Raw genomic sequence first — 22,473 nt, forward strand, 5'->3', positions numbered from 1 at the left:
GACGGGAATTCGGACCCGACGTCCCCTGCAACTAACTGAAAACGGGAAAGACCCGCTCCCCACAAGGGGAAGCGGGCTACTCGGCGTGCCGTGATGGCGTGGTGATTAGGAAATTACTTCTCCCAGCCGATGTCTTCCTTTGGAATGACTGCAAAGCCAAGGGCGCCGATGTTGGCAAGCCCCTTCTTCACACCCTGCATGTCAGCACCGTTGGCGTAGGGCATGAGACCAAAGTGGCCGAAGGCTTCCTTCTCCAGCTCATTGGCGCGCTTGGTCTGCTCCTCGGCGGTCGGCAGCTTCTGCAGCTCCGCGATCTTCTTGTCCAGCTCGGCCGAACCCGTGCCAGACTTGTTGAGCTCGGAGTCAGAGGCGTACGTCTGGTTGAAGTATGCGGGACCGAAAGGATCCGTGGAACGGAAACCGCTTGCGATGATGTCGAAGTCCTTCTCACTCATAATCTTGGAGAAGTCAGAGGAAGGACGCTCTTCGACCTGCATGTCGACGCCCACGTCACGCAGCATCTTCTGGAGGGCTGCGGCGGTGGACTTGACCATCTCGGAGTCGCCGGTCGAGACGTAGCGGATGGACAACGGCTGGCCGTCCTTCTCCATGATGCCCTCGGAGTTAGCGGTGTAGCCAGCTTCCTCGAAGAGCGACTTAGCCTTGTCCTTGTCGAAGCTGACGACCTCGCTGAAGTTATCCTGGTAACCCTCCTGGGTGCCGAACATCACCAGGGAACCCGGCAGCTCTTCGGTGTAGCCCAGACCGTTAAAGCGCACAGCGGCAAGCTGCGTGCGGTCAATACCGGTCATAATACCCTCGCGGACCTTCTCGTCTTTGAGAGCCGGAGCTTCCGAGTTGAGCGTGAGGAGGTAGTTGGCCGGAAGCATCGCGGCACGAATATCGATGGCGTCGCCCATGCCCTTGGCAATGGTCATGTTGTTCTTGGTGCTGACGGAAGCTGCGTCGATCTCTCCGGCCTGGAAGGCGTTGATGGTCGCTTGCGACTCCATCTGACGGTAGGTGACCTTCTCCAGCTTGGGGGCATCACCCCACCACTTCTCGTTCGGGACGAAGGTGACGGTGCCGCCGTTGAAGTCAGCGTTTTCGACCTTGAACGGACCCGCGCCGTATTCAGGGTGAAGCTTGTTGAGGTACGCCTCGTTGTACAGCTCAGTGGTGTTGATGGCGGGGTGCAGGAGCTGGTTGAAGAGGCCCTGCCACCATGGGTAGACGCCGTCGAAGGTGACAACGGCTTCCTTGTCGTTGGCGCCAGCTTCGACCGACGTGATGCGCTCGTAGCCGTCAGTCGAGTTGACCTGGTTGCCCTCCTGCTCACCGTTGTTCATCTTCCAGGTGTTTTCGAAGGCCTTCCAGTCGATGGGGGTGTCATCGTTGTACTTTGCCTCATCGCGGATGGTGAACGTGACGACGGTGTTGCCGTCCTTTTCTTCGTCCTTGACCTCGGAGATGTAGTCCGGGTTTGCGGTGTAGTTGCCCTCGCCGTCGAAGAGCGCGATTTGCGGGTTGTACCAGCTCCATACGGAACGCGTGTCCGAGGTCATGTTGGCGTGGAACACGTTTTGCTGCTCGGTGATTTCGCCGATCGGTAGCGTGAGCGTACCGCCGTCCTTGAGCTCGTCGCGCGACTTCTCGTTGTAGTCGCCGGACGGCTTGACTTCGACCTGAGCTTCGCCGGAGCCAGACGCAGAGTCGGAGGAGGAGCCACCGCAGGCAGAAAGTGCAAGGGCAAGGGTGGCCATGGTCGCGACGCTGGCAATGCGCAGACGTGACGGACGTGACGAAGACATAAGAGTTCTCCTTTATGGATGAGACAAAGTGGGACTATGCAGTTATAAGCGTGGAAAGTCTGTGTCCGGCCTGCACGGTGGCAGGCCGGAGTCGTGCTATTTCTTGGCGAGCGCAGCTCGTTCGGCCTGACGTGCACGCGCGACTGCAGGATCCGGGATCGGAATGGCCGCCAGTAGCTTGCGCGTGTACTCATGCTGCGGGTGGTCAAAGATCTCGTCGGTGTCGCCGTGCTCGACGAACTGGCCCTTGTACATCACCGCAACGCGATCGGAGAGGTGGCGGACCACCGAGAGATCGTGGGCGACGAAGAGGTAAGACAGGCCCAGCTTGCGCTTGAGCTCTTCGAGCAGGTTGATGACGCCGGCCTGGATGGACACGTCGAGTGCGGAGACCGGCTCGTCGAGGACGATGACGGACGGGTTCGTCGCGAGTGCACGAGCTAGGCCGATGCGCTGGCGCTGGCCGCCGGAGAAGTGTCCCGGGAAGCGGTCGAGCTGCGAGGCGTCGAGGCCCACGAGCTTCATGAGCTCCGCGACGCGGGCGTCGACGTCGCCCTCGTAGCCCAGCGACTCGAGGGGCTCGGCGATGACCTCGCGAACCGTGAGGCGCGGATTAAGCGAGCTCATCGGGTCCTGGAAGACGATCTGCATGTCCTTGCGGGCCTCACGGCGCTCGGCGCGCGACATGGAGTTCGCGTCCTTGCCGTTGAGGATGACCACGCCGTCCTTCGGGTCGAGGTCCATGATCTCGAGCAGGGTCGTGGTCTTGCCGCAGCCGGACTCGCCGACGATGGCCATGCACTCGCCTTCGCGGATATCGAAGGTAAGCCCATCGACGGCCTTGACGGTGCCCACGCGCCGCTTGACGAGCGCGCCTTTCATGAGCGGGAATTCCTTGCGCAGGTTCTTGACCTCGAGCGTGGTCTTGCGGTCTTCGCGCGGGATGCCCTCGAACGAGTCGGGGGAGAGCGGCGGGACCTTGAACATGCGCTCGCCGTTAATCATGCCGCCGTGGATTTCGGCGCTGCGGACGCAGGCGGTGAGATGCGCGGGGGCATCGGCAAGCGGGGCCAGCGGGGGCTCGCCCTTGAGGCAGGCGTCGATGGCCACGGGGCAGCGCTGCGCCAACTGGCAGCGGTCGTGGAGGTTGACGAGGATGGGCGGGTTGCCCTCGATGGGTGTGAGCGGCTCGTCGGAGCTCACGTCCGGGCGCGGCGTGGAGCCGAGCAGACCCACCGTGTACGGCATGCGGGGGTGGTTGAAGATGGTGTCTACATCGCCGCGCTCGACGGGGCGGCCGGCGTACATGACCATGACGTCGTCCGCGGTCTCCGCGACGACGCCCATGTCGTGGGTAATCATGATGGTCGCTGCACCGGTCTCGCGCTGGGCGACCTTGATGACGTCGAGGATCTGAGCCTGGATGGTCACGTCGAGCGCCGTGGTGGGCTCGTCCGCGATGAGCACGCGCGGGTTATTTGCAATCGCGATGGCGATGACCACGCGCTGGCGCATACCACCGGAGAACTCGTGTGGGAAAGACTTGAGACGCAGCTTGGGGTCCGGGATGCCCACGAGGTCGAGGAGTGCCTCAGCCTGCTTGAGCGCGTTGGACTTGGAGACATTCTGGTGGGCTTGGATGGCCTCGACGATCTGCGTGCCGATGTCGAAGACCGGCGTGAGCGCGGAGAGCGGATCCTGGAAGATCATGCCGATGCCCTGGCCGCGGATCTCGGACATCTGCTTGTCTGTGAGTCCCAGCAGCTCGCGGCCGTCGAACTTCACGGAGCCGGTGATCTTTGCGTAGTCCGGCAGCAGGCCCATGATGGACATGGAGGTCACGGACTTACCGGAGCCGGACTCGCCCACGATGCCGAGCGTGCGGCCGGGGTAGAGGTCGAAGTCGACGCCGCGGACGGCGGAGACAGAGCCTGCCTCGGAAGGGAAGGAGACGTGGAGGTCCTTGACGGAGAGGATGGGTTGTTCGTTGAGGTGTGTCATGCCTTGCCACCAGACTTGGAGTTCGGGTCGAGAGCGTCGCGCAGGCCGTCGCCGATAAAGGCCATGGAGACGGTGAGCAGCGTCAGGGTGATTGCAGGAACGTAGAACTGCCACGGGGCAGACTGCACGCTGGCGGTGCCGCCTTGGAGCAACGTACCGAGGGAGACATCGGGAAGCTTGACGCCCAAGCCCAGGAAGGACAGGGCGGTCTCGGAGCCGACGGTGCCGACGACGCCGAAGACGAACTGGATGATGAGCAGCGAGCCGATGTTGGGAATGACGTGGCGGATGACCGTCTTGAAGCGGGAAACGCCCATGTAGTCCGCGGCGCGGACGTAATCCTGTTCACGCACCGTGAGCGCCAGCGACCAGATGACGCGGGCCTGATACATCCAACCGAACGCGATGAGCACGACGATGAGCAGGCGCCAGTCGCCGCCCGAGTCGGAGACCACGAGGGCGATGAGGAGGAAGGTCGGGATGGACAGGAGGAAGTGGATGACGGCGAGGACGGCCTTTTCCACCTTGCCGCCCCACAGTGCTGCACCGGCGCCCACGAGCGCGGAGATGACGAGCGTGAAGAGCGAGACAAGGATGGCGATGGTCAGCGAGCGGCCGAGGCCGTGGACCACCTGCGCGTAGAGGTCGTTGCCGGCGTCCGTCGTGCCGAACCAGTGCTCGGGGCTCGGCGGCGTGGACAGGTTGAGGAAGTCTGGGTCACGGTAGTCCCACTGGGCGAAGAACCCGCCGAAGACGGCTACGAGAATGAGAAAGACGAGGATAGCCAGGCCCACGACCGCCATCTTGTTGCGGAAGTAGCGGCGGACGTAGAGCTTCCAGCGGGCGGTGCCTTTGGCGACGCCGTCGGCGCCCGGCTCGGACTTGAGCTCCGCGATGAGCGTGGACTGCGCCTCGGCTGTGTTGAGTCGCTGGCCGGCGTGGAGCTCGGACTGCGTAGAGAGCTCGCTCATGGGCTCGTGCTCGGGCGTGTGTGGGTTGAGGTTGGGGTTGTTCCCCTTCGGAGTATTCGCAGACATTTAGCTCACCCGGACTCGTGGATCGAGGGCGACAACAACGAGGTCAGCGAGGACCGCGGAAACGGCCGTCATGGCAGCGCCGAACGCGGCCACACCGACGGCGCCGTTGATGTCGTTCTTAGAGATGGTTTCGAGGAAGTACTGGCCCATGCCGTTCCAGCCGAAGATGCGCTCCGTCATGACCGCGCCGGTGAAGATACCAGGGACGGAGAACGCGACGGAGGTCGCGACCGGGATGATGGAGGTGCGCAGCGCGTGCTTGCGGATGGCCTGCTGGCGCGTGAGGCCCTTCGCGCGGGCGGTGCGCACGTAGTCCGCGTTCAAGTTATCGAGCAGGAGCGTGCGCTGCGTCATGTGGTAGCCCGCGTAACTGATGAAGACAAGCGAGATTGTAGGCAGGATGAGGTGCTGAAGGGCGTCGAGCAGCTTGTTAGCAAAGCCCTCCACGCCGAGGGAGCTGGCGCCCACAACGTAGAAGATGCGGGAACCGGTGGCCTCATTGATCCACAAGGCGATGGCGACGACCACGATGGACGCGACGACGACGTGCGTGTTCATCGCGACGATGGAAATGCCTTGCCATACGCGGTCGCCCCACTTGTATTGGTGCGAAGCGGTATAGACGCCCACGGCGACGCCGATGACGATGGAGAGGATGGTGGACAGCAGGAGCAGCTGGGCCGAGACCCAGATGCGGTAGCTGATCTGGTCGTTGACAAAGTCGCCCACGGGGGAGCGCCCCCAGTCCCAGTGCAGGAGGATGTTGGTGAGCCACGTCCACCAACGCTCAAGGAGAGGCGTTTCGGGGCTCAAGTTGTAGGGCTCGAGCATCGCGTTGATCTGATCGTTGGACAGAGGTGGACGGCGTCCGATGTAATTCGAACGTGGGTCGAGGAACGTCGCCGCCAAGAAGTAGGCGATGTTCGTCGCCAGGAAGATCATGAGCAGCCAGCCCAGGGTCTTCCTAATGAGGTATTTGAACATGGTGTCTCCGAGAAGATCCGGCTGCATGTCCGGCCGGATTGAGAGTAATGGTCGCAACCGCGTCTTCCTTGGGGAGGGAAACGCGCTTGGGAATAATTTATCGCCCTGTTAGTTGTGGCACAAAAGGGGTGACGGGGTGACGGTAATCCCCAATAGCCCGACAGATTTATGTGAGAGAATATAACGCTGTGACCTGCGGTTTCCACTCCGTCGTCGGGTGAATATTAATAATATGATCCAGATTGCAATTCATGCGGGGGTGGAAATCGGGCCTAGTGTGCATAAAACTGCTGTCGTTTCATACATTTTTGGAGCTAATTATTCGCGTCCGCCTGGCCGCATGCGGGACAGCCGTGGAGCTGGGGTGAGAGTGTGACGCGTCGCGTGGGGCTAGTGTGGGCCCGGAAAATACGTGGGGCGGCCGGTCCGTTGGTGGACCGGCCGCCCCACGGCGTGCCGTGTGCTGCGGGTTACTCGGCGAGGCCGAGGTTTTCGCCGGTGCCGATTTCGATGTGGAGGCCCGGCACGGACTCGATGAGGTTTTTGGTGTAGTCCTGCTGCGGGTGATCGAAGAGATCATCCACGCGGCCGTGCTCAACTAAGCGGCCTTTCTCCATCACGGCCACATCGTCTGCCGTTTGGCGCACGACAGCGAGATCGTGGGTAATGAAAAGGTACGACAGGTTGAGGTCTGCCTGCAGCTGCGCGAGCAGGTCGATGATCTGGTGCTGGACGAGCACGTCCAAGGCGGACACAGCCTCGTCGAGGACGATGACCTCGGGCTTGAGCGCGAGCGCGCGTGCGATGGCGATGCGCTGGCGCTGGCCGCCGGAGAGCTCGTTGGGGTAGCGGCGCATGGCGGAACGTGGCATGGCGACCATGTCCAGGAGCTCCGCGACGCGTTCCTCGCGCTGCTTGCGACTGCCCACCTTGTGCAGGGCGAGGGGTTCCTCGATGCAGCGGTAGATGGAATACATCGGGTCGAGCGAGCCGTATGGGTTCTGGAAGACGACCTGCATCTTGCGGCGCAGGTGGAACATCTCCTTCTTCGAGAGGGTGGAGGTGTCACGCCCCTCGTAGTTAATCGTGCCGGACGTGGGCTCGAGCAGGCCCAGCACCATGTTGGCCACGGTGGACTTGCCGGAACCGGATTCACCCACGAGTGCGAGCGTCGTGCCGCGGCGAAGGTCGAAGCTCACGTCGTCGACGGCCTTGAGCAGCTTCTTCTCACCGCGCTGGCCACGAATGTCGAATTCCTTCGTGAGGTTGCGCACGGTGATGACGGGCGCCTCGTTGGCGACAGGAGAATCATCAGCCTTGGCTGTGCCTGTCTTAATTTCGGTCGTTTCTAGGCCTGCCTTGCGGGCGGCCTGAATGCGCGAGGAGGCGAGCGAAGGCGCCGCCGCGACGAGGCGGCGAGTGTACGGGTGTTGCGGATCGCGGAGAATCTCGCGCGAGGGACCCTGCTCCACGATACGGCCGCGGTGCATGACGATGAGGTGTTCAGCGCGCTCTGCGGCAAGGCCTAGGTCGTGGGTGATAAGGAGGACGGCGTTGCCGAGCTCCTTGGTGAGGTGCTCTAGGTGATCGAGGATGGTCTTCTGGACCGTCACGTCGAGGGCGGAGGTGGGCTCGTCCGCGATGAGCAACTGCGGGCGCGCCGCCAAACCCATGGCGATGAGCGCGCGCTGGCGCATGCCGCCGGAGAACTCGTGGGGATACTGCTTAGAGCGGCGGGCGGCATCGGGAAGCCCGGCTTCCTCGAGGAGCTGGACGACGCGCTCGTGGCGCTCGGTGCCAGGCACAACATTGTTGGCCTTGAGGGATTCCTCGATTTGGGTGCCAATGCGCCACACCGGGTTCAGGTTGGACATGGGATCCTGCGGCACGAGACCGATCTGGGAGCCGCGGATGTCCTCGAACTGCTTGTCTGACAGATGCGTGATGTCCTGGCCGTTGAAGGTGATCGTGCCGTCAGTGACCTTGCCGGTGCCCGGGAGTAGGCCGATGATCGACATGGCCGTGGTGGATTTGCCGGAGCCGGACTCGCCGACGATGGCGACAGACTGGCCGGGGTAAATCTTAAAGTTAACGCCGCGGACGGCTTCGACGGTGCCGGTGGAGGACTCGAAGGAGATCTTCACGTCGTCCATGCTGAGCAAAGGCTGTTGTGCGGCGCCGGAGGCTTCCACCTTGGACGCGTGCGCGGTAGCAGTAGTGGGTTCGTGTGCCATGATTATTTGTTCCTCGCCTTCGGGTCGAGAGCGTCGCGCAGGACGTCGCCCATCATGATGAAGCTCAGGACGGTCAGACCCAGGGCGGTTGCGGGGTAGAAGAGGACGCCTGGGTCAGTACGCAAGGACTGCTGTGCCTGGGAGATGTCGCCGCCCCAGGAGACCACCGTGGGCGGCAAGCCGATGCCCAGGAACGACAGGGTCGCCTCCGCGACGATGAAGGTGCCGAGCGCGACCGTGGCGTACGAGATGATGGGGGCCGCGGCATTGGGCATGATGTGGCTGAACAGGATGCGGAACTTCGAGGCACCCACGGAGCGGGCGGCCTGGACGAATTCCTCGTTCTTCACGCTCATCACGGCGCCGCGCGTAATACGCGCGATGGACACCCAGCCGAACGCACCGAGGACGAGTGCCACGGTGAGGATGGTGCGGTGCTCCTTGAACAGCTGCATGACGACGATGGCGGCGAGCACGAGCGGGATGGCAAAGAAGATATCCGTGATGCGGGAGAGCACCGCATCGATCCAACCGCCCCAAAAGCCGGCGACGGCGCCGATGATGGAGCCGAGCACCGTGACGATGAGCGTGGAGAGAACGCCCACGGCCACCGACGCGCGGGCACCATAGATGAGGCGGGAGTAGATATCGCAGCCCTGGCGGTTAAAGCCGAAGACGTGGCCCTCGGCGGGGTCAGCAAGCGAGTTGGACAGCTCGCAGAAGCGTGGGTCGGTGCTCGTGAACCAGCTGGGGAACAGCGAAATGAGCACGGCGGCAAGGATCATCGCTGCCGAGATCCAAAACAGGGGGCGGCGGCGCAGGTAGCGCCACGCCTCACCCCACTGGGAGGACGGTGCGGACTCGTCCTTGACGGCATCGACAGCGCCGAGGCCCGTTTCGTCAACATCCGAGATGAAGTGTTCCTGGCCGGGGCGCGGGGTGGTGGTATCAGGATTAGTTGTCATAGCGGATCCTCGGATCGAGTACTGCGTAGAGAAGGTCAACGATGAGGTTGGACACGATGTAGATGAGCACGAGCACGGTGGTAAACGACACGATGGTAGTGGGCTCACCGCGCAGGATGGCCTTGTACATGGTGCCGCCGACGCCGTTGATGCCGAAGATGCCTTCGGTAATGATGGCGCCCGTCATGAGTGCGCCGAGGTCGGCGCCGATGTAGGTGATGACGGGAATAAGCGAGTTGCGCAGCACGTGGCGCAGCATGGTCGTCGTGCCCGCCAGGCCCTTGGCGCGGGCGGTACGCACGTAGTCCGCGCGAAGATTCTCGCTCACGGATTGGCGCGTCAAGCGAATGACGTACGCGAATGACATGGCGCCCAGCACGATGGCGGGCATGAGCAGCGACATGAAGGTCTCATTCGTGCCCACCGTGACGGGAAAGAGCTGCCACTTAATGCCCAGGAGGTACTGGAAGACGAAGCCGACCACGAAAGAGGGCACAGCGATGACGATGAGCGAGATGACAAGAATGGCTGAGTCGAAGACGCCGCCGCGGCGAATGCCGGAAATGACGCCGAAGAGAATGCCAAAGATTCCTTCGAAGAAGATCGCCATGACGGCGAGCTTGATGGTGACGGGGAAGGCATTGGCCATGACCTCGGTGACGGGCACGCCGGAGAACGTGGTGCCGAAGTCGAAGCTGAGGATGCCCTTGACGTAGAGCAAGTACTGGACGAGGAAGGGCTTGTCCAGGTTGTATTCGGCCGCAATACGGGCGCGGGCCGCTTCGGTGAGACCACGGTCGCCGCCCAAGGCTTCGACAGGGTCACCAGGCATGAGGAAGACCAGCGCGTAGATGAGTAGCGTCGCTCCGAAGAAGACGGGGATCATCTGCAACACTCGTCGCCCGATATAGCGCAACATTAGTGTTTTCCTTATTTAAAAAATCGAGGTGAGGCTGAAATTATCTTAACGAGCCGAGGTGCTTATTGAATAATCGATAGAAATGCACGGGAAACGCCCCACTGTCGCGGAGGTGACTGTGGGGCGTGATAGGACATGAACCGTGCGAGTTACTGCTTGGTGATGTCGGTGAAGACCGGCTGCGACTTCCAGTTGAAGGCCACGTTATCTACGGCCTCGGAGTAGCCGCCTGTGACGTTGGAGTACCACAGCGGGATGGCCGGAAGATCCTCGAAGAGCATGGTCTGCGCCTCGTTGTAGATCTTGGCCGCGTCCTCGGCGTTCGCTGCGGAACCGGCCTCTTTCAGCTTCTTATCGAACTCCGGGTTGGAGTAGTCGCCATCGTTGGAGCCAGCACCCGTGGCGTAGACGGCAGACAGGAAGTTGCCGATGGACGGGTAGTCTGCCTGCCATCCGGTGCGGAACGCGGTTTTGATGGTGCGGTTGGTGACCTCATCGCGCAGAGACTTAAAGTCCGGGTACGGCGCGCCGGTGGCCTCGATGCCGAGGGTGTTCTTGATGGAGTTGGTCGTTGCGTCGACCCAGCTCTGGTGGCCGCCATCCGAGTTGTAGGCAATGGAGAAGGTGCCAGACCACGGGGAGATCTCGTCAGCCTGCTTCCACAGTTCCTTGGCCTTTTCCGGGTCGTAGGACACGACGTCGTTTCCCTCGATGGACTCGGAGTAGCCCGGCAGCACCGGCGAGGAGAAGTCCTTGGCCGGGGTGCGGGTGCCCTGGAAGATGGTGTCCGTGATTTCCTCGCGGTTGATGGCGTAGGACAGTGCCTGGCGGCGCAGCTTGCCTTCCTCGCCGGAGAAGTGCTCGAGCGACTCTGGGATGGTGAAGGACTGGAAGACTGCGGCTGGCTGGTTGACGGCGCGCTCGCCCAGGTCATCCTTGTAGACGGCGAAGGCGGAGTCCGGCACGGCGTCAAGGGTGTCCAGGTTTCCTGCGAGCAGGTCAGAGTAGGCGGAATCCTGGGACGGGTAGAAGGTGAACTTCACGCCATCGTTCTGGGGCTTGCGCTCGCCGGCGTACTCGTCGTTCGGAACGATGATGGCGTCCTGGTTGTGGTTCCACTCGCTGAGCTTGTACGGACCGTTGCCGACCGGGGTCTCACCGAAGGCCTCCATGTCGTCGAACGCGCTCTCCGGCAGCGGGAAGTATGCGGAGTAGCCCAGACGCTGCTCGAAGTCTGCCTCCGGGGCGGCCAGGGTGATGGTGAAGGTCTTATCGTCGACGACCTTGAGGCCCTCGAGCGACTCCACGCCTTCCTCGTAGCCCTTGATGGGCTCGAAGAAGTAGGCGCCCAGCTGGGACTCGCGCACGGTGTAGTTCCATGCGTCCACGAAGGAGTTGGCGGTCACCGGGGAGCCGTCGGAGAACTTCCAGTCCTTGAGCTTCACGGTGAATTCGGTGTGGTCATCGTTGGACTCGATGGACTCGGCAACTTCGTTGTGCACCTTGCCGTCCTTGTCGTAGTAGACAAGGCCCGAGAAGATGTTGTCGATGATGTTGCCGCCGCCGACCTCGTTGGTGTTGCCCGGAACGAGGGGGTTCTGCGGCTCGGTGCCGTTGGCGAGGATGTAGTTGTCGCCGCCCTCGGAGCCGGAGCCGGATGCGGAATCGGACGAAGAGCTGCACGCGGCGAGAGTGAGAGCCAGCGCGGCGGCCGAGGTGACGGCCGCAACCTTCTTGATCGTCATGGGAGTGGTGTCCTCCAGTGCTGTGAGAGTTGGGGTGCCCTGTGACAGGGCTTGAAAAGAAACTACACTGTAACTCGCATCACTTTCAAGTGGGCGAGGCGAGCTGCTGCGCAATTTTCTATAACTCAGTTAATACCTTTGGGGTGATAGAATCAAGCTGGCGCCGGGAGTTTTCAATTAATTGCCGCTAACGGGGCTAAAGGCAGGGGCTCCGCCCAGCTCCCATGGAGGGGAAAACCCCGTGCGGCGAATAGAGTGGGGCACTATGCAGGACCCCACCCGTATCGCCCCCACCCTCGAAGCACTGCGCCGTGCGTGGGAAGGCGAGCCCGATCTCAGCCTCCCCACGCTCTTCGCGATGCTCGCCAACGAGGGACTCGGATGGGGCGCCTCGGACGCGGATCTCGTCGCCGCTCTGAAGACTCGCGCCGCGGTGCGCCCCGGCTTCCTACCCGCGGAGGGCACGTATCTCATCCGTTGCGACCGCGCGCTCGTTACCGTCGACGGCCGCACCGCCATCGTCCGGGGCCAGTCCCAGCCTGTGGTCTGGGAGTATTCCCGGGCCCGTCCCACCGGTCCCGGCCGGCCCCTCGTGCTTGCCGATGCCGCCGGCACCGAGCACCGCCTCGGGGTCGTCGAATCCATCTCCCGCGTGGACCTCGCAGCACTCGCCCGCGCCGGGCGCCCGCTGGCAGGCCTCCAGCGCCGCAGTCTGGGCGAGCGTGTCTATGTCCTGCGCACCGCCGATCCCGAGTCGACGATTCTGCTTGACCACGGCCTTCATGTCTTCACGCCCGCCGGACGCTCGCCCGCGAGGACCTCTCCTGGCAGCGGATCGTCACCGGTGCCGTGGGCGAGACGCTCACGGTCGAGCTCCCCGGGGCCCGCATGCGCGACTTCGGCACGGTGACGCAGATTCTCATCGCCGCAGCGGAAGTCGGCTAGAGCCACGGCACAAAAGCAATGTCCCAATAGCAATGACCGCAGGTCGCCGATTCGTGTGGAGAATCGGCGACCTGCGGATAGTGCCAACGGGACATGGCCTTCGTCCCCGCCGGGCGTTTAGGCCGTGATGCGTGAGTAGTGGAGCTTATAGACCGTCTCCAGATCGGAGTCGGGGAAGGCCGCTCGGAAGTCGCGCTCGGTCTGCTCGGCGAGGGCGACGAGATCTGCGAAGGGAGTCTCGGGCTTGGCCTGGATGACAAAGGTCGCTTGCTGGTGGCCGCGGTCCCAGGCGACGCGGCGCTCGACCTTCTCCACGCCCTCAGCGTTTTCCATGAAGGAGGCGATGCCGCCGATGATGGGGTTCATCTGCAGTGCGATGGAGCCGTCGTCATTGGAAGCCTCCGAGGACACCTTGTTAATGCGGTGCACCTTAAACGTTGCGACGATGATCCAGAAAGCGAGGATGGTGCAGAGGACGGCCGCGGCGCCGAGGGCCCACGGCCACCACGCGTGGGTGGGAAGTGCGGCCCAGATGCCGTGGTCGACCCAGCGGGTGAGCTCGACAATGGGCCCGACGTCGAAATGCAGCAGGACGGGCCACACGCCCAGTGCGATGAGGACCAGGCCCAGGATGATGAAGAGAGTGCGCAGAATTCCGGCGAGGCGCTTAGACATTGGTGTCGACCTCCTCGATGCGCTCGACGGTGACGGAAAGCGGCGCGGGGTGGGCGAGAGACGCGAGTTCCTCGTTGACGACTTCACGCACGCGGGTGGCGAGGTTCTCGTCTTCGATGTCGCCGTTGATGATGAGGTGGATGCCCTTCTTTCCGGCGGTCGTGCGCGCGGCACCCACGCCAGGAACCTTGCGCGCAGTCGCGGAGCAGCGCCGGGCGATGTCGACCTGGCGGGTCCAACCGGAGATCGCGCCGCTCGCGAGTTCCACGTGGGTGCGACGGCGCGGACGTAGCGCAGCGTAGAGCATGAGCAGGCCGACTACGATGCCGGCGGCGCCGCCCCACAGCATCCAGGGCGCGATGGCTGCGGAGCCCTGGGCGTCGCCGCTCATGACGTCGATGAAGGGCTGCGTCCACGAGTCGACGGTCGCGTGCGTCGACACGCGCCACGCCTCACGGCCGAAGACCGCGGCGAGAGCGAGGAGCGCCAGGCTGAGCAGCAGCGCCCACCAGCGCACGATGGGCGCGCCCTTGGGTTCTTGGCCGCGGGATGGGACGGCGGCGTCGGTACTCATGGCTGCTCCTTTCCGAACAGTGGGATGACTTCGATGGCGCGCAGTGGCTCGGGGTCTGGGGCCTCGACATGACGGTGGCGCGCGAAGGACTCAATCTTCAGCGGACGCAGTGGCTGCGGCGTGGGTGCGCTGGGCGACCATGGAGTCACGGGTGCCGGGGCGGCGACGCGGACGAGTGGCTGCTCGGGCGGAAGCTCCGGAGAGCGCAGCGGCAGCGGCGCCGGTGCGGAGACCGTGTGGAGTGGCACAGACGCGGCGGAGTGCGCGGCGACCTCGACCGGCAGCGGCACGAAGTCCGGCGTCGATTCGGGCGAGCGCACGGCAGGTGCCGCGGGAGTATCCGGCGAGACGATACGCACCGTGTTCGTCGTGGTGGTCGGACGCAGAGGACGCGGCTCGGGTATCGCGGGCGAGACGATGCGCGAAGGCGCGGTCTCGGGATGCCACGGTTTCCTCGTCACGTGCGCGGTGACGTTTTCTGCGGTGACGCGCTCGCCCGGGATGGTGTGCCCGACGATGACGTTGACGCGAGTGGGCTGGAAGCCGCTCATGGCGATGACTTCCTCTGCGATGGCAGAACGTACGCGCGCGGCGATGTCGGTGACGGGCGAAGGCCATACGGTGGCGATAGCGACGTCGATGGCCACGGTCCACGTGTCCGGGTCCATCTGGATGGCCATGCGCGGAAAGTTCTGCCCGCCGATCTTCTTCCACGTGCCCGAGACCTTTGCGGTGCCGGGAACGCGCGCGATGGCGGCCGAGACGATATATTCCATCGTGCGCAGGCCGAGTCGGTTGGAGCCGTGATGGTGGGCCGTGTCCATGATGGCGGGCACCGAGACGACGTCAGCAGCTTCGATGCCGCCGGGAGTTGCGGCGGCCGCCGCGTTGAGTCCCGGAGTGATGGTCTCCAGCGTGACATTTGCCCATGCGCCGGGGGAGGACGAGGCATGCGTCATTATCCGCGGCCCTTGCCAATCATCTGGTTCCACAGATCCAGCACGTTGAGCTTGCCATCAAAGTGGGCGCCAGCGAGCCCGCCCACGACGGCCAGCACGACGGAGAGGAGCAGAAGCTGCCACCCGCCGAAGTAGGCCAGGAGCGCGAGCGCGATGCCTGCCACGATGCCCAGCGTGGTGTAGTTCTTCATCGGAGGCCTTTCTTTATTGTGTTCTCTATTGTGTCGTGTGCGTATCGGGCGCGGCAACGTCGGCGATGACGACGTCGAGACGCGCGAGTTCCGGAACGGCGCGGCAAGCCGCAGCCTGGACGGCGGGGCCAATCTCCGTGAGCGGCGGGCCGTCGAAGGCGGCGACCACGTGCGCCTCGATCTGTGTGTCGTCCTTTGGGCCTAGGAACCGCAGGCCCGGAATGCGCTCGCCCGGAAAGAGCAGCGCCACCTCGCCGTAGCGCCCCGGCGCCAGATCTGCGACGCCGGGCACCGCGCGCAGCGCGGTGACCAAGGCACGTGCCTGCTCGAGGGATAAAAGGAAGCGTTCCGCCATGCGGGCCTAGGCTTGGGGCTCGACGGCGGTGGAGGGGGCATCGGCAGGCTCGGCCTCCTTGGGCAGGCGCACGTCGTGGACGGTGACGTCCACGCGATTGACCTCCAGGCCCGTCATGCGCTCGATGGCGGTCATGATATTGCGGCGGATGGCCTCCGCGAGCTCGTGGATGGCGACGCCGTACTCCGCGATGATGGCGACGGCGACGGTGGCCGCGCCGTTCGCGACCTCGACGTCGACGCCTTGGCGGACGTCCTCAGTGCCGCCGAAGGACTCGCGAATGGAGCCCATCATGCGGGCGCCGCCGCCACCGAGGGCTGCCACGCCGGAGACCTCGCGGGCGGCGATACCGGCGATCTTGGAGACCACCGTGGTCTCGATGGTCGTGGTGCCGAACTCGGTCTCGAGATTCTTATTGACGTGCTGCTCGGTGGTGGCGGGCTCGGTGCTCTGCGTGGCTTCCGGCGTAGTGTTCTCGGCCATGATGTGGTGCCCTTTCTTAGCGTGCGGATGCTTTATATATAAGGATAGGCCCGGGACCGCCGGGCGCGTGGTACCTACCGTAGTGCGAAACGCCCTATCCGTGGGGCGGTCGCGCGACGTTGCCGCAGGTTGATGCCTAAACGTGATTTTCGGCACTTTGTTGGCAGAGGTTTGTCTTATGCGGCGCGACGTGCTTAAATACAGGGGTTGCTTTAACAGGGCAATGCAAGCCAGGCGCGAGCGCGCTCGCGCATGAGGTTGGGCATTGACGCTGGTAGGGCGAACATGACGCCTTTGCAGTTGTAGCGGGATTTCCTTCGGAATCAACGGCAACGAGAAGGTCTGTTAATCGGGTAAGGCCCGCGACTTCAGTAGTGGCACACCCCGAGAGGCAGAACCAGAGAAGGGGCATGGCAAATAAACAGCGGCAGTATATGAATGGATTTAGGTGTTTCACGCCCCAATTCCTTCCTATGTGATTGACATTCGGGTCTTGTACCCCGTCATAAGCACTGCGACTGGTTATTGAGCCGGCTCGCATCTTGTGGTCATCATGGACTTAAATCAACCACTGGCGTTGAGCCTGGACCTTGTCTGGACAACGTTATAGAGAAATCGAGAAGCAATTTCCCACCGCTTCACGCCCCGGATACGCCGGGAATGTGAATGTGGGGAAGCGAGGAAGAGGATAAGCGTGGCGGGACAAAAAATCCGCATTCGGCTGAAGGCCTACGACCACGAGGCAATTGACGCTTCTGCAAAGAAGATCGTCGAGACCGTCACCCGTACGGGTGCTCGTGTTGTCGGCCCGGTGCCGCTCCCCACCGAAAAGAACGTGTACGCCGTTATTCGTTCTCCGCACAAGTACAAGGACTCTCGCGAGCACTTCGAGATGCGCACTCACAAGCGCCTCATCGACATTCTCGACCCGACTCCGAAGACCGTTGATGCCCTTATGCGCATCGACCTTCCGGCAAGCGTCGACGTCAACATTCAGTAGCGTTCGACTAGAGAACTAATTGGTGGAGAACTAACAATGAGTGAAAACGAGATCAAGGGCATTCTGGGCACGAAGCTCGGCATGACCCAGGTCTTCGACGAGGACAACCGCGTTGTGCCGGTCACCGTCGTCGAGGCTGGGCCGTGCGTCGTTACCCAGATTCGTACCGTTGAAACCGATGGCTACAACGCCATCCAGATCGCCTTTGGCGAAATCGCCCCGCGCAAGGTCAACAAGCCGGGCACGGGCCACTTCAAGAAGGCTGGCGTGACCCCGCGCCGCCACGTCGCCGAGATCCGCATGGACGACACCTCTGCATACGAGGTCGGCCAGGAAGTTAAGGCTGACATCTTCGAGGGCATCACCTTCGTCGACGTCACCGGCACGACCAAGGGTCACGGCTACGCCGGCGCCATGAAGCGCCACGGCTTTGCCGGCCAGGGCGCTGCCCACGGTAACCAGGCTGCTCACCGTCGCGTTGGCGGCATCGGCGCCTGCGCTACCCCGGCACGTGTCTTCAAGGGCACCCGCATGGCAGGCCGCATGGGCCGTGACCGCGTCACGACCCAGAACCTGAAGATTCAGAAGATCGATGCCGAGTCCAACCTGCTGCTCATCAAGGGTGCTATCCCGGGTGCGCGCGGCGGCCTCGTCACCGTTAAGACCGCAGTGAAGGGCGGTGCACACGCATGAGCAACCTCAAGCTAGACGTCCTGACCGCTGACGGTAAGACCAACGGCTCCGTTGATCTGCCGGCCGAGATCTTTGACACCGAGGCATCCATCGCTTTGATGCACCAGGTTGTCAACGCTCAGCTTGCAGCAGCACGCCAGGGCACCCACAAGGCCAAGACCCGCGGCGAGGTCCGCGGTGGTGGCCGTAAGCCGTTCCGCCAGAAGGGCACCGGCCGCGCACGCCAGGGCTCGATCCGCGCACCGCACTACACCGGTGGCGGCATCTCCCACGGCCCGGTTCCGCGCGACTACGCCCAGCGCACCCCGAAGCGCATGATCAAGCAGGCCCTCTTCGGTGCCCTGTCTGACCGTGCACGCAACGAGCGCATCCACGTCGTCGAAGAGCTCGTTCCGGGCCAGACGCCCTCGACCAAGTCTGCTAAGGCTTTCATCGAGCGCATCTCCTCGAACAAGAACGTGCTTCTGGTCCTCGGCCGTGAAGACGTGACCGCTCGCCGCAGCGCCAACAACCTGCCCAACGTCCACATCCTGGACGCTGGCCAGCTCAACACCTACGACGTCCTCAACTCGGACGACGTGGTGTTCTCCGTTGAGGCTCTGCACACCTTCGTCACCCGCGCAACTGGCGCTGACAAGAAAGCAGAGGAGGAGAACTAATGGCTAAGATCGCTAACCCGCGCGACATCATCCTCGCACCGGTAGTCTCCGAGAAGTCCTACGGTCTGATGGAGCAGAACACTTACACGTTCTTCGTCAACCCGGACTCCAACAAGACCCAGATCAAGGATGCCATCGAGCAGATCTTCGGCGTTGAGGTCGACTCCGTGAACACCGCAAACCGTGCCGGCAAGCGCAAGCGCACCCGCACCGGTTTCGGCCAGCGTAAGTCCACCAAGCGCGCCTACGTGACTCTGCGTGAAGGCAGCGACGCTATCGACATCTTTGGCGCTCAGGCGTAAGAGAAGGTCGAGGTAAAGGAAAAACTATGGCTATTCGTAAGTACAAGCCGACAACCCCGGGTCGCCGCCAGAGCTCCGTCTCCCAGTTCGAGGAGATTACTCGCTCGACCCCGGAGAAGTCCCTGCTGCGTCCCCTGTCTAAGACCGGTGGCCGCAACAACTACGGTCGCATCACCACCCGCCACATCGGCGGTGGCCACAAGCGCCGTTACCGTCTGATCGACTTCCGTCGTTCGGACAAGGACGGTATCCCGGCCAAGGTCGCTCACATCGAGTACGACCCGAACCGTACCGCCAACATTGCACTGCTGCACTACCGTGACGGTGAGAAGCGCTACATCATCGCCCCCAAGGGCCTGACGCAGGGCACCATCGTCGAGTCGGGCGCTAACGCAGATATCAAGGTGGGCAACAACCTGCCGCTGCGCAACATCCCGACTGGTACCACGATCCACGCAGTCGAGCTCAAGCCGGGCGCTGGCGCTAAGCTGGCCCGCTCTGCTGGTGCTTCCATCCAGCTGCTGGGTAAGGAAGGCAAGTACGCCATCCTGCGTATGCCGTCTTCTGAAATCCGCCGCGTCGACATCCGTTGCCGCGCCACCGTGGGTGAGGTCGGCAACGCTGACCAGATGAACATCCGCTGGGGCAAGGCTGGCCGTATGCGCTGGAAGGGCGTTCGCCCGACCGTCCGTGGTGTCGTTATGAACCCGGTCGACCACCCGCACGGTGGTGGTGAGGGTAAGACCTCTGGTGGTCGCCACCCGGTGTCCCCGTGGGGTCACAAGGAGGGTCGCACCCGCAACCCGAACCGTTACTCGAACAACATGATCGTGCGCCGTCGTCGCCCGAACAAGAAGCGCTAAGAGGAGGTAAACAATGCCACGCAGCCTTAAGAAGGGCCCGTTCGTCGATGAGCACCTCCTCAACAAGGTGGATGCTCAGAACGAGGCCGGCACCAAGCAGGTCATCAAGACCTGGTCTCGCCGCTCGACCATTCTCCCCGATTTCATTGGCCACACTTTCGCCGTCCACGACGGTCGCAAGCACGTGCCGGTGTTCATCGAGGACTCCATGGTCGGCCACAAGCTCGGTGAGTTCGCACCAACCAAGACCTTTAAGGGTCACGTCAAGGCCGACACGAAGGGACGTCGATAAGCGATGAGTGACACCATCACCTCCGCATCCGCAACGGCCCGCTACGTCCGCGTCACCCCGATGAAGGCACGCCGCGTCATCGATCTGGTACGCGGTAAGTCAGTAGCAGAGGCTCTTGCCATCCTGAAGTACGCTCCGCAGGACGCCGCTAAGCCGGTGGCCAAGGTTGTCGCTTCCGCGGCAGCTAACGCTGAGAACAACTTCGGTCTGGATCCGCGCACGCTCGTTATCTCCGAGGCTTACGCCAACGAGGGACCGACCATGCGTCGTTTCCAGCCCCGCGCACAGGGTCGCGCGTTCATGATCCGCAAGCGCACCAGCCACATCACCGTGGTTGTCGAAAGCCAGAAGGAAGGTGCCAAGTAATGGGCCAGAAAATCCATCCTCACGGCCTCCGTCTGGGTATCTCCACCGAGTGGAAGACCCACTGGTTCGCCGACAAGGACTACGCCAACTACGTGGCTGAGGACATCAAGATCCGTCAGTACCTCGAGAAGGGCCTCGACCGCGCCGGCATCGCCGACGTCGTCATCGAGCGCACCCGCGATCGCGTTCGCGTCGACATTCACACCGCCCGCCCGGGCATCGTGATTGGCCGTCGCGGCGCTGAGGCCGACCGCATCCGCCGCGAGCTCGAGAAGCTCACCGGCAAGATGGTTGCCCTCAACATCCTCGAGGTCAAGCAGGTCGACGCCAACGCGACCCTCGTTGCTCAGTCCATCGCTGAGCAGCTGGTCAACCGCGTTGCCTTCCGTCGTGCCATGCGTAAGGCCATCCAGTCCGCTATGCGCCAGCCGCAGGTCAAGGGCATCAAGGTGCTCCTGTCCGGTCGTCTGGGCGGCGCCGAGATGTCCCGCAACGAGCGCTACCACGAGGGTCGCGTTCCGCTGCACACCCTGCGCGCAGAGATCGATTACGGCACCGCAGAGGCTCACACCACGTTCGGCCGCATTGGCGTCAAGGTGTGGATCTACAAGGGTGACGTCATCGGCGGCGTCAAGGAGTCCGATTTGAACGCTCCGGCTGCTGGCCGTGGCCGCGGCGACCGCAATGGTCGCCCGCGCCGTGGTGGCCAGCGCCGTCAGCGCGCACAGCAGAACCAGGAGGGCTAATCCATGCTGATTCCTAAGCGCGTTAAGTACCGCCGCCAGCACCGCCCGACTCGTACGGGTGTGTCCAAGGGCGGTAACCGCATCGCTTTCGGTGACTACGCCATCCAGGCTCTCGAGCCGGCATACATCACCAACCGTCAGATTGAGGCCGCACGTATTGCCATCAACCGCCACGTCAAGCGCGGTGGCAAGGTGTGGATCAACATTTTCCCGGACCGTCCGTTGACCCAGAAGCCGCTCGGCGTGCGTATGGGTTCCGGTAAGGGCCCGGTTGAGAAGTGGGTCGCCAACGTTAAGCCGGGCCGCGTCCTCTTCGAGATGTCCTACCCGACCGAGGAAGTTGCTATCGAGGCTCTGCGCCGTGCGGCACAGAAGCTTCCCTGCAAGGTCCGCATCATCAAGAAGGAGGACCAGTTCTAATGGCAACCGGTACCCCCGCGCACGAGTTCCGTGAGCTCGACAATGCTGAGCTGGAGACCCGCCTCAAGGACGCGAAGGAAGAGCTGTTCAACCTTCGTTTCCAGAAGGCCACTGGCCAGCTGACCAACAACCAGCGCATCGGCACTGTTAAGCGCGACATCGCCCGCATCTACACCGTTCTTCGCGAGCGCGAGCTGGGCCTGTCCGTTGTTCCGGGAGCTGAGGCTTAAATCATGAGTGAGGCAAACGTGAACGAGAAGAAGGAGCGCGGTGCGCGCAAGACCCGCACCGGCATCGTGGTTTCCGACAAGATGAACAAGACCATTGTCGTCGAGCTCGAAGACCGCAAGCAGCATGCCCTGTACGGCAAGATCATGCGTTCTAACAAGAAGGTTAAGGCGCATGACGAGAACGAGACCGCCGGCATCGGCGACCGCGTTCTCATCGCCGAGACTGCGCCTATCTCCAAGGATAAGCACTACCGTCTCGTCGAAATCGTGGAGAAGGCTAAGTAAACTAGCCCCACGGTAAACGCCCCAGCACCCTTGGTGTTGGGGCGTTTCGCTATAGTGGGGCCCATGTCCCGCACCTTATCCCTCTCCGTAATCTTCGCCGCGGCGGCGCTCACCGCCTGCTCTGCAGGCTCCTCAGAGCCCACCACCGTGACGGTGACGCACAGCCCCCAGCTTTCCGATGCCCCCCTCCTCGGCCCCGCAGGCTCCCTCCAGCACCGCGCAGCCTACTGCTGACCAACCGCTGCCTGACACTCCGCCCACCGAGGCCCCCTCCTGTGCGCCGGTCACGGGGGAGCAAGCAGTGGCGGAGAATATCGGTAAGTTGGAGAAGTACAACGGCTGGGAGTGGGATGCCGAGTACGCCTACACGGACGACTTCGATCCATGCTTGGCGCTGTCCTATATCGTGGTTCCCATCGTGGGCGGCACGTCCTCGTCGCCGTACCACATTATGCTCTTCCGCAAGGGCGAGTACCTCGGCACCGCGACGCAGGAGCCGCGCGGGTTCGCGCCCAGGATCACCCAGACGAGCGATGACTCCATCTCCGTGGGCTACCGCTTCGCCCGTGTTAGCGGACATGAAAAACTGACCGGAGGCGGACATGAAAAAGTCCGCCTATGGCCATGAAAAACTGACCAGTGGCGGACACGGAGGGGGTGGGGCGTGTTCGAAGGGTTGTCTTAGCCGGACGGGGTGTGTATGCGAACTATGCCCTATGGGTTAGTGTCTGGTTGTGGC

Annotated in this window: 28 protein-coding genes; 14 read left to right on the forward strand and 14 right to left on the reverse strand. The window is 63.0% G+C overall.

All coding sequences use genetic code 11. The features are described from left to right. Positions 1-113: 113 nt before the first annotated feature. The 8 genes from ABJ196_RS11970 to ABJ196_RS12005 form a co-directional block, all read right to left on the reverse strand. Entirely contained in the window at positions 114-1,811 is a 1,698-nt protein-coding gene (locus tag ABJ196_RS11970) for an ABC transporter family substrate-binding protein (RefSeq protein WP_347307405.1), read from the reverse strand. Positions 1,812-1,907: 96 nt separating this feature from the next. After that, positions 1,908-3,812 carry an ABC transporter ATP-binding protein gene (locus tag ABJ196_RS11975; protein ID WP_347307407.1) on the reverse strand — a complete coding sequence of 635 codons (1,905 nt, stop codon included), beginning with the start codon at positions 3,810-3,812 and terminating at the stop codon, positions 1,908-1,910. Continuing rightward, positions 3,809-4,849: an ABC transporter permease gene (locus ABJ196_RS11980; protein ID WP_347307409.1), complete on the reverse strand. Its 1,041-nt coding sequence runs from the start codon at positions 4,847-4,849 to the stop codon at positions 3,809-3,811. The genes ABJ196_RS11975 and ABJ196_RS11980 overlap by 4 nt, the downstream gene beginning before the upstream one ends. After that, on the reverse strand, positions 4,850-5,833 hold the full coding sequence (locus ABJ196_RS11985) for an ABC transporter permease (RefSeq protein WP_066489164.1): 984 nt from the start codon (positions 5,831-5,833) through the stop codon (positions 4,850-4,852). It abuts the gene before it with no gap. A 470-nt stretch (positions 5,834-6,303) separates the two neighbouring features. Beyond that, complete coding sequence (locus ABJ196_RS11990; RefSeq protein WP_347307441.1) at positions 6,304-7,986, reverse strand: ABC transporter ATP-binding protein; 1,683 nt, start codon at positions 7,984-7,986, stop codon at positions 6,304-6,306. Between the two features lie 83 nt (positions 7,987-8,069). Then, on the reverse strand, positions 8,070-9,032 hold the full coding sequence (locus tag ABJ196_RS11995) for an ABC transporter permease (RefSeq protein ID WP_303936032.1): 963 nt from the start codon (positions 9,030-9,032) through the stop codon (positions 8,070-8,072). Beyond that, positions 9,022-9,951 carry an ABC transporter permease gene (locus tag ABJ196_RS12000; RefSeq protein ID WP_347307411.1) on the reverse strand — a complete coding sequence of 310 codons (930 nt, stop codon included), beginning with the start codon at positions 9,949-9,951 and terminating at the stop codon, positions 9,022-9,024. The genes ABJ196_RS11995 and ABJ196_RS12000 overlap by 11 nt, the downstream gene beginning before the upstream one ends. A 149-nt stretch (positions 9,952-10,100) precedes the next feature. After that, positions 10,101-11,696 (reverse strand): ABC transporter substrate-binding protein, encoded by a 1,596-nt coding sequence (locus tag ABJ196_RS12005; protein WP_347307413.1) that lies wholly within the window; start codon positions 11,694-11,696, stop codon positions 10,101-10,103. A 265-nt stretch (positions 11,697-11,961) separates the two neighbouring features. Here ABJ196_RS12005 and ABJ196_RS12010 point away from each other — a divergent pair, with 265 nt between their 5' ends. Beyond that, positions 11,962-12,606 (forward strand): hypothetical protein, encoded by a 645-nt coding sequence (locus ABJ196_RS12010; RefSeq protein WP_347307415.1) that lies wholly within the window; start codon positions 11,962-11,964, stop codon positions 12,604-12,606. A 152-nt stretch (positions 12,607-12,758) separates the two neighbouring features. Here the strand turns inward: ABJ196_RS12010 and ABJ196_RS12015 are convergent, their stop codons facing one another. Genes ABJ196_RS12015 through ABJ196_RS12040 form a run of 6 tightly spaced genes read right to left on the reverse strand, consistent with a single transcriptional unit; the run spans position 12,759 to position 15,878 of the window. Beyond that, a complete protein-coding gene (locus ABJ196_RS12015; protein WP_347307417.1) occupies positions 12,759-13,316 on the reverse strand; it encodes an alkaline shock response membrane anchor protein AmaP in 558 nt (185 codons plus the stop codon). Beyond that, on the reverse strand, positions 13,309-13,890 hold the full coding sequence (locus tag ABJ196_RS12020; RefSeq protein ID WP_347307419.1) for a DUF6286 domain-containing protein: 582 nt from the start codon (positions 13,888-13,890) through the stop codon (positions 13,309-13,311). The genes ABJ196_RS12015 and ABJ196_RS12020 overlap by 8 nt, the downstream gene beginning before the upstream one ends. Then, positions 13,887-14,849, reverse strand: a complete 963-nt coding sequence (locus tag ABJ196_RS12025; protein ID WP_347307421.1) for a hypothetical protein — start codon at positions 14,847-14,849, stop codon at positions 13,887-13,889. The genes ABJ196_RS12020 and ABJ196_RS12025 overlap by 4 nt, the downstream gene beginning before the upstream one ends. Next, complete coding sequence (locus ABJ196_RS12030; protein WP_347307423.1) at positions 14,849-15,040, reverse strand: hypothetical protein; 192 nt, start codon at positions 15,038-15,040, stop codon at positions 14,849-14,851. The genes ABJ196_RS12025 and ABJ196_RS12030 overlap by 1 nt, the downstream gene beginning before the upstream one ends. A gap of 25 nt (positions 15,041-15,065) precedes the next feature. Continuing rightward, positions 15,066-15,395, reverse strand: a complete 330-nt coding sequence (locus ABJ196_RS12035) for a hypothetical protein (RefSeq protein WP_347307425.1) — start codon at positions 15,393-15,395, stop codon at positions 15,066-15,068. Positions 15,396-15,401: 6 nt separating this feature from the next. Next, positions 15,402-15,878, reverse strand: coding sequence for an Asp23/Gls24 family envelope stress response protein (locus ABJ196_RS12040; RefSeq protein WP_066489094.1), 477 nt, complete (start codon positions 15,876-15,878; stop codon positions 15,402-15,404). 694 nt (positions 15,879-16,572) lie between these two features. Here ABJ196_RS12040 and rpsJ point away from each other — a divergent pair. From rpsJ to ABJ196_RS12105, 13 genes are all read left to right on the forward strand, one after another. Beyond that, entirely contained in the window at positions 16,573-16,878 is a 306-nt protein-coding gene (gene rpsJ / locus ABJ196_RS12045) for a 30S ribosomal protein S10 (RefSeq protein ID WP_003848085.1), read from the forward strand. A gap of 36 nt (positions 16,879-16,914) precedes the next feature. Then, positions 16,915-17,571 (forward strand): 50S ribosomal protein L3, encoded by a 657-nt coding sequence (gene rplC, locus ABJ196_RS12050; protein ID WP_066489092.1) that lies wholly within the window; start codon positions 16,915-16,917, stop codon positions 17,569-17,571. Then, the gene (gene rplD / locus ABJ196_RS12055; protein ID WP_066489091.1) at positions 17,568-18,230 is read left to right on the forward strand and encodes a 50S ribosomal protein L4; all 663 of its coding nucleotides are present in this window, start codon (positions 17,568-17,570) and stop codon (positions 18,228-18,230) included. Before rplC ends, rplD begins: the two co-directional genes overlap by 4 nt. Then, positions 18,230-18,532, forward strand: coding sequence for a 50S ribosomal protein L23 (rplW, locus tag ABJ196_RS12060; protein ID WP_066489088.1), 303 nt, complete (start codon positions 18,230-18,232; stop codon positions 18,530-18,532). The genes rplD and rplW overlap by 1 nt, the downstream gene beginning before the upstream one ends. Positions 18,533-18,558: 26 nt before the next feature. Next, complete coding sequence (rplB, locus tag ABJ196_RS12065; protein ID WP_066489085.1) at positions 18,559-19,395, forward strand: 50S ribosomal protein L2; 837 nt, start codon at positions 18,559-18,561, stop codon at positions 19,393-19,395. A gap of 13 nt (positions 19,396-19,408) precedes the next feature. Beyond that, complete coding sequence (gene rpsS, locus ABJ196_RS12070; RefSeq protein WP_066489082.1) at positions 19,409-19,687, forward strand: 30S ribosomal protein S19; 279 nt, start codon at positions 19,409-19,411, stop codon at positions 19,685-19,687. A 3-nt stretch (positions 19,688-19,690) separates the two neighbouring features. Continuing rightward, a complete protein-coding gene (gene rplV, locus ABJ196_RS12075; RefSeq protein ID WP_066489072.1) occupies positions 19,691-20,053 on the forward strand; it encodes a 50S ribosomal protein L22 in 363 nt (120 codons plus the stop codon). Beyond that, positions 20,053-20,799: a 30S ribosomal protein S3 gene (gene rpsC, locus ABJ196_RS12080; protein WP_347307434.1), complete on the forward strand. Its 747-nt coding sequence runs from the start codon at positions 20,053-20,055 to the stop codon at positions 20,797-20,799. The genes rplV and rpsC overlap by 1 nt, the downstream gene beginning before the upstream one ends. A gap of 3 nt (positions 20,800-20,802) precedes the next feature. Then, positions 20,803-21,219: a 50S ribosomal protein L16 gene (rplP, locus tag ABJ196_RS12085; RefSeq protein WP_066489064.1), complete on the forward strand. Its 417-nt coding sequence runs from the start codon at positions 20,803-20,805 to the stop codon at positions 21,217-21,219. Beyond that, on the forward strand, positions 21,219-21,449 hold the full coding sequence (gene rpmC / locus ABJ196_RS12090) for a 50S ribosomal protein L29 (protein ID WP_066489061.1): 231 nt from the start codon (positions 21,219-21,221) through the stop codon (positions 21,447-21,449). Before rplP ends, rpmC begins: the two co-directional genes overlap by 1 nt. 3 nt (positions 21,450-21,452) lie before the next feature. Continuing rightward, positions 21,453-21,734, forward strand: a complete 282-nt coding sequence (gene rpsQ, locus ABJ196_RS12095; protein WP_066489059.1) for a 30S ribosomal protein S17 — start codon at positions 21,453-21,455, stop codon at positions 21,732-21,734. Between the two features lie 63 nt (positions 21,735-21,797). Continuing rightward, positions 21,798-21,968 carry a hypothetical protein gene (locus ABJ196_RS12100; RefSeq protein ID WP_347307437.1) on the forward strand — a complete coding sequence of 57 codons (171 nt, stop codon included), beginning with the start codon at positions 21,798-21,800 and terminating at the stop codon, positions 21,966-21,968. A gap of 67 nt (positions 21,969-22,035) precedes the next feature. Further along, a complete protein-coding gene (locus ABJ196_RS12105; RefSeq protein ID WP_347307439.1) occupies positions 22,036-22,362 on the forward strand; it encodes an LppP/LprE family lipoprotein in 327 nt (108 codons plus the stop codon). Positions 22,363-22,473 lie beyond the last annotated feature (111 nt).

Origin of the sequence: Corynebacterium sp. SA-MJD20WY100, from assembly GCF_039822565.1 — a bacterium.
GTDB classification, from domain to species: domain Bacteria; phylum Actinomycetota; class Actinomycetes; order Mycobacteriales; family Mycobacteriaceae; genus Corynebacterium; species Corynebacterium phoceense_A.